This window comes from uncultured Arcanobacterium sp., from assembly GCF_947253055.1.
Classification (GTDB): Bacteria; Actinomycetota; Actinomycetes; order Actinomycetales; family Actinomycetaceae; genus Arcanobacterium_A.
This window is the reverse complement of sequence record NZ_CAMXYE010000104.1, coordinates 1-3,332: the sequence shown is the minus strand read 5'-3', so window position 1 is coordinate 3,332 and position 3,332 is coordinate 1. Positions and strand designations below refer to the sequence as shown.

Sequence of the window (3,332 nt, the reverse complement as noted above, 5' to 3'; positions counted from 1 at the left end):
GGAGCACTCCGCCCCAGAGCCGTCTTAAAATTTTTCTTCCGGATTACCGAATTTTTCTGCAATTTTATAGAGAAGAGTTTCGGCTTCCGGGCCGATAATTAACTGCACGCTTTCTTTCTGAATCACTACACTATAGATACCCATTTGCCGTAGGCGCAGTACATCCACCAGCGTCATATCGAATAAGAAAAGAGTAATACGGGAAATGCTGCCGTCAATCCGGCGGATATTGGTAATTCCGCCGCAGGCGGCTACCACCTCTTCCGCTTGCAAATGAGGGCGTTCAGCAGCAACTTCTTCCGTTATCCTCACTATTCCTCTCTCCGTGCACCGCCGTATTTAAAACCTTCACTAGTGAAGTGAGCCGCGGATTCGCAGCTAATTCCTCTACTAAGACTACCTGCTCTGTGCCATCAGCAAGGGGAAATTGCCAATTTGGATATTCGGTGTCGGTACCGGGCTGATTTTGGATTCGCCTTTCACCTACTGCATCAGTCAGTGAAACTCCAAAGAGTACCGCCGGAGTCTTTGCCACATACTGGTGTAATGCTTCGCAGATTTCCCGCTCGGTAGGATTCTCTCCTAAAAGATTATATTCTTCCAGCCGCTCCTGCACCTGCTGGCGTTCCCGCTGCGCAGCTACCCGCGTCTCCGCTTCTGACTCCACCAACAAATTCAAGTGCGCCCGTAAATCAATGTGCTCTTCTGCCCAGTAGCCCGCAATCGGCGGTAAGTCATGATTATCCACCGTCACTAGCACTTCCCGCCGATATTCTGCCGGGTCTAGCGGGCGGCCGTCAGCGGTTTTTTCAAACCAGAATACGGATGTGCCCAGCACTCCGCGCTCATTCAAGTAGCCGCGCACCCACGGTTCGACTGTGCCGAGATCTTCGCCTATTACCACCGCATTTGCCCGCTGCGCTTCGAGAAGCAAAATACCTACCATAGCTTCGTGGTCGAAACGCACATAAGCTCCAGCACTCGGTAATTCACCCTGCGGAATCCACCATAGGCGGAAGAGCCCCATCACGTGGTCGATCCGGAGCGCTCCGGCATGGCGGAAAATAGTGCGAAGAGTATCTCGCAAAGGCCTATACGCTTGAGCTGCGAGAGTATCGGGATTCCACGGGCGCTGCGACCAATTTTGCCCATGTTGATTGTACATATCCGGTGGAGCCCCCACGGTGAAACCCGCAGCATAGACTTCGGGATTGCTCCACACATCTGCTCCATATGGATGAGCTCCTACCGCTAAATCGTGGCAAATTCCGTATTTCATTCCCGCCGATTTAGCTACTTTTTGCGCAGTTTCTAGCTGTTCATCCAGTATCCACTGGAGCCAAGCCCAGAATTCGATTCGCCCACTAAGGCTAATGCGCTCCCGCGCTACGAACGGTGAAGAAATATCTTGCAATTCAGCTGGTATCTCGCCGGCATACTTTTCATAGATTGCACACCAGAGCGCAAAATCTTCTAGACCTTGCCCAGCGCGCGCCCGGAATCTTTCAAAAGAACGCTGCCGTGCCTGCGAACGCCCCGCCTGGTAAATCACGTGCAAAGCCTCTAACTTCGCGCTCCAAGCACTATCTCGATCTATTAAATCGTTGCGCAGCGAATCTTTTTTAACTTTTTCACCTGCCCAGGTGACTAGCGAACGCTGCGGTGCACTCAGATAAGCCACCTCGAGGATATCTTCCGGGCGAATATAAAGCGGATTAAAGAAACGCCGGGTGCTAGGGAAATAAGGAGAAGGGGAAAGATGCCCGATCGGTTCTCCAGCGTGCAGGGGGTTAATTAGCAAAAAATCAGCCTGCAGATCTCCGAAAAGAGATGCAGTTTCCGCGAGATCATTTAAATCTCCTACTCCCCAGGATTCTCGCGAGCGCACCGAATAGAGCTGCATCATCATTCCCCAGGCCGAGGGCGTCTGCTCATTTATTAGATCCAGTGATTGCGGGACGACGATGAGAGGTGCCTGCTGGCATTCCGTGCTGTTATCGCTACTCACTTTGGCCACTAAAGTGTGATAGCCGAGAGGTAAATCGCTTGGAATAGCAAAACTGGCTTGCCCGGTGAGCACTCCTTTTATGGTGTGCGGCGGGGTGAAATCATCTTGCTGCACCAATGCGCGCTCGCCGCCCTGCTCCAATTCTACGCATATCTCTATCTGCGCTCCGTGGGGTACGTGCGCAGCGAGGATATTGTGGCTATCGAATCGAACTACCGTGCACGCAGGCAATACAGTTTCCCAAGATTTATATTGCCGCTTTTGGATCTCTGCATCTATGGTTTCATCGCAAAGATCTTCCACGCCCATCGATTCGAGAATCTGGATAAGAGTCTGGTCAGATACGCTTCTATGCTGCCCGTCGTATCCCCAAAAATCAGCGGTAATGCCATAGGAATTGGCCAGATTTTCCAGTTTACTCCGGTCAGAAATGGCACCCATGATTTTCTCCCTTGCCTCATCAATATCCGCTACCTAGATAGTTCCCGGACGCCAGTATCAACGAACTGCAGATAGATAGGAATACAGCCTTTATGAAAAATTTTTCAGTAACTTTTATTAGTTTACTGCGATAATCTTGCAAAGACTAGGAGAATCGCTAAATATCAGACTCTTCCGCAATGTAACTGCGCACCGGCCCTTGTAAATCCTCTTCCGGGACTTCGTTGCGGTGGCGCATCATGTGGATGCACGCCGTCACCACGATTGCCCCGATCAGTATCGCAGCTACCACCGCCAGTATCGAAAATATTACGTATAGCGTATGCATTTATCCTCTAGTCAGTTTTCGGTAAGTAACGGCAGAGGGCCGAGCTGCTTCTGCACCTAGGCGCTCTACCTTATTTTTCTCGTAGCCTTCGAAATTTCCTTCAAACCAATACCAGTTGTAGGGTTCGGCTTCCGTACCTTCCCAAGCCAGAATATGAGTAGCTACGCGATCTAGGAACCAGCGATCGTGGGTAATTACCACTGCACATCCCGGGAATTGCAATAACGCATTTTCGAGGGAACCGAGCGTCTCTACGTCTAGGTCGTTAGTAGGTTCGTCGAGCAGAATGAGATTTCCGCCCTGCTTGAGAGTGAGCGCTAGATTGAGTCGATTCCGCTCTCCTCCGGAGAGCACTCCCGCTAGTTTCTGCTGATCAGCGCCTTTGAAACCAAAAGCAGATACGTAGGCGCGCGAAGGCATCTCCACATTCCCTACGTTCAGATAATCCAAACCGTCAGAAACCACTTCCCAAACGGTCTTTTCCGGATCAATACCGGCTCGGTTCTGATCTACATAGGAAATCTGTACCGTTTCGCCAATTTTCAGTTCACCGGC

General features: G+C 50.9%; 4 protein-coding genes. All 4 read right to left on the bottom strand.

Annotated elements, in window-relative coordinates; genetic code table 11:
* Positions 1-24: 24 nt before the first annotated feature.
* Positions 25-312 carry a PTS sugar transporter gene (locus Q0X35_RS06260; RefSeq protein WP_297566619.1) on the bottom strand — a complete coding sequence of 96 codons (288 nt, stop codon included), beginning with the start codon at positions 310-312 and terminating at the stop codon, positions 25-27.
* Complete coding sequence (gene malQ / locus Q0X35_RS06255) at positions 284-2,449, bottom strand: 4-alpha-glucanotransferase (protein WP_297566618.1); 2,166 nt, start codon at positions 2,447-2,449, stop codon at positions 284-286. Before malQ ends, Q0X35_RS06260 begins: the two co-directional genes overlap by 29 nt.
* Positions 2,450-2,606: 157 nt before the next feature.
* Positions 2,607-2,777, bottom strand: a complete 171-nt coding sequence (locus Q0X35_RS06250) for a hypothetical protein (protein WP_297566616.1) — start codon at positions 2,775-2,777, stop codon at positions 2,607-2,609.
* The coding region (locus Q0X35_RS06245; protein ID WP_297566614.1) for an ATP-binding cassette domain-containing protein at positions 2,778-3,332 on the bottom strand (555 nt) is incomplete at its 5' end.

Excerpts from the sequence above, each read along its gene's own strand:
- malQ (WP_297566618.1), bottom strand. The coding sequence starts at position 2,449 with ATGGGTGCCATTTCTGACCGGAGTAAACTGGAAAATCTGGCCAATTCC.
- Q0X35_RS06250 (WP_297566616.1), bottom strand. The coding sequence starts at position 2,777 with ATGCATACGCTATACGTAATATTTTCGATACTGGCGGTGGTAGCTGCG.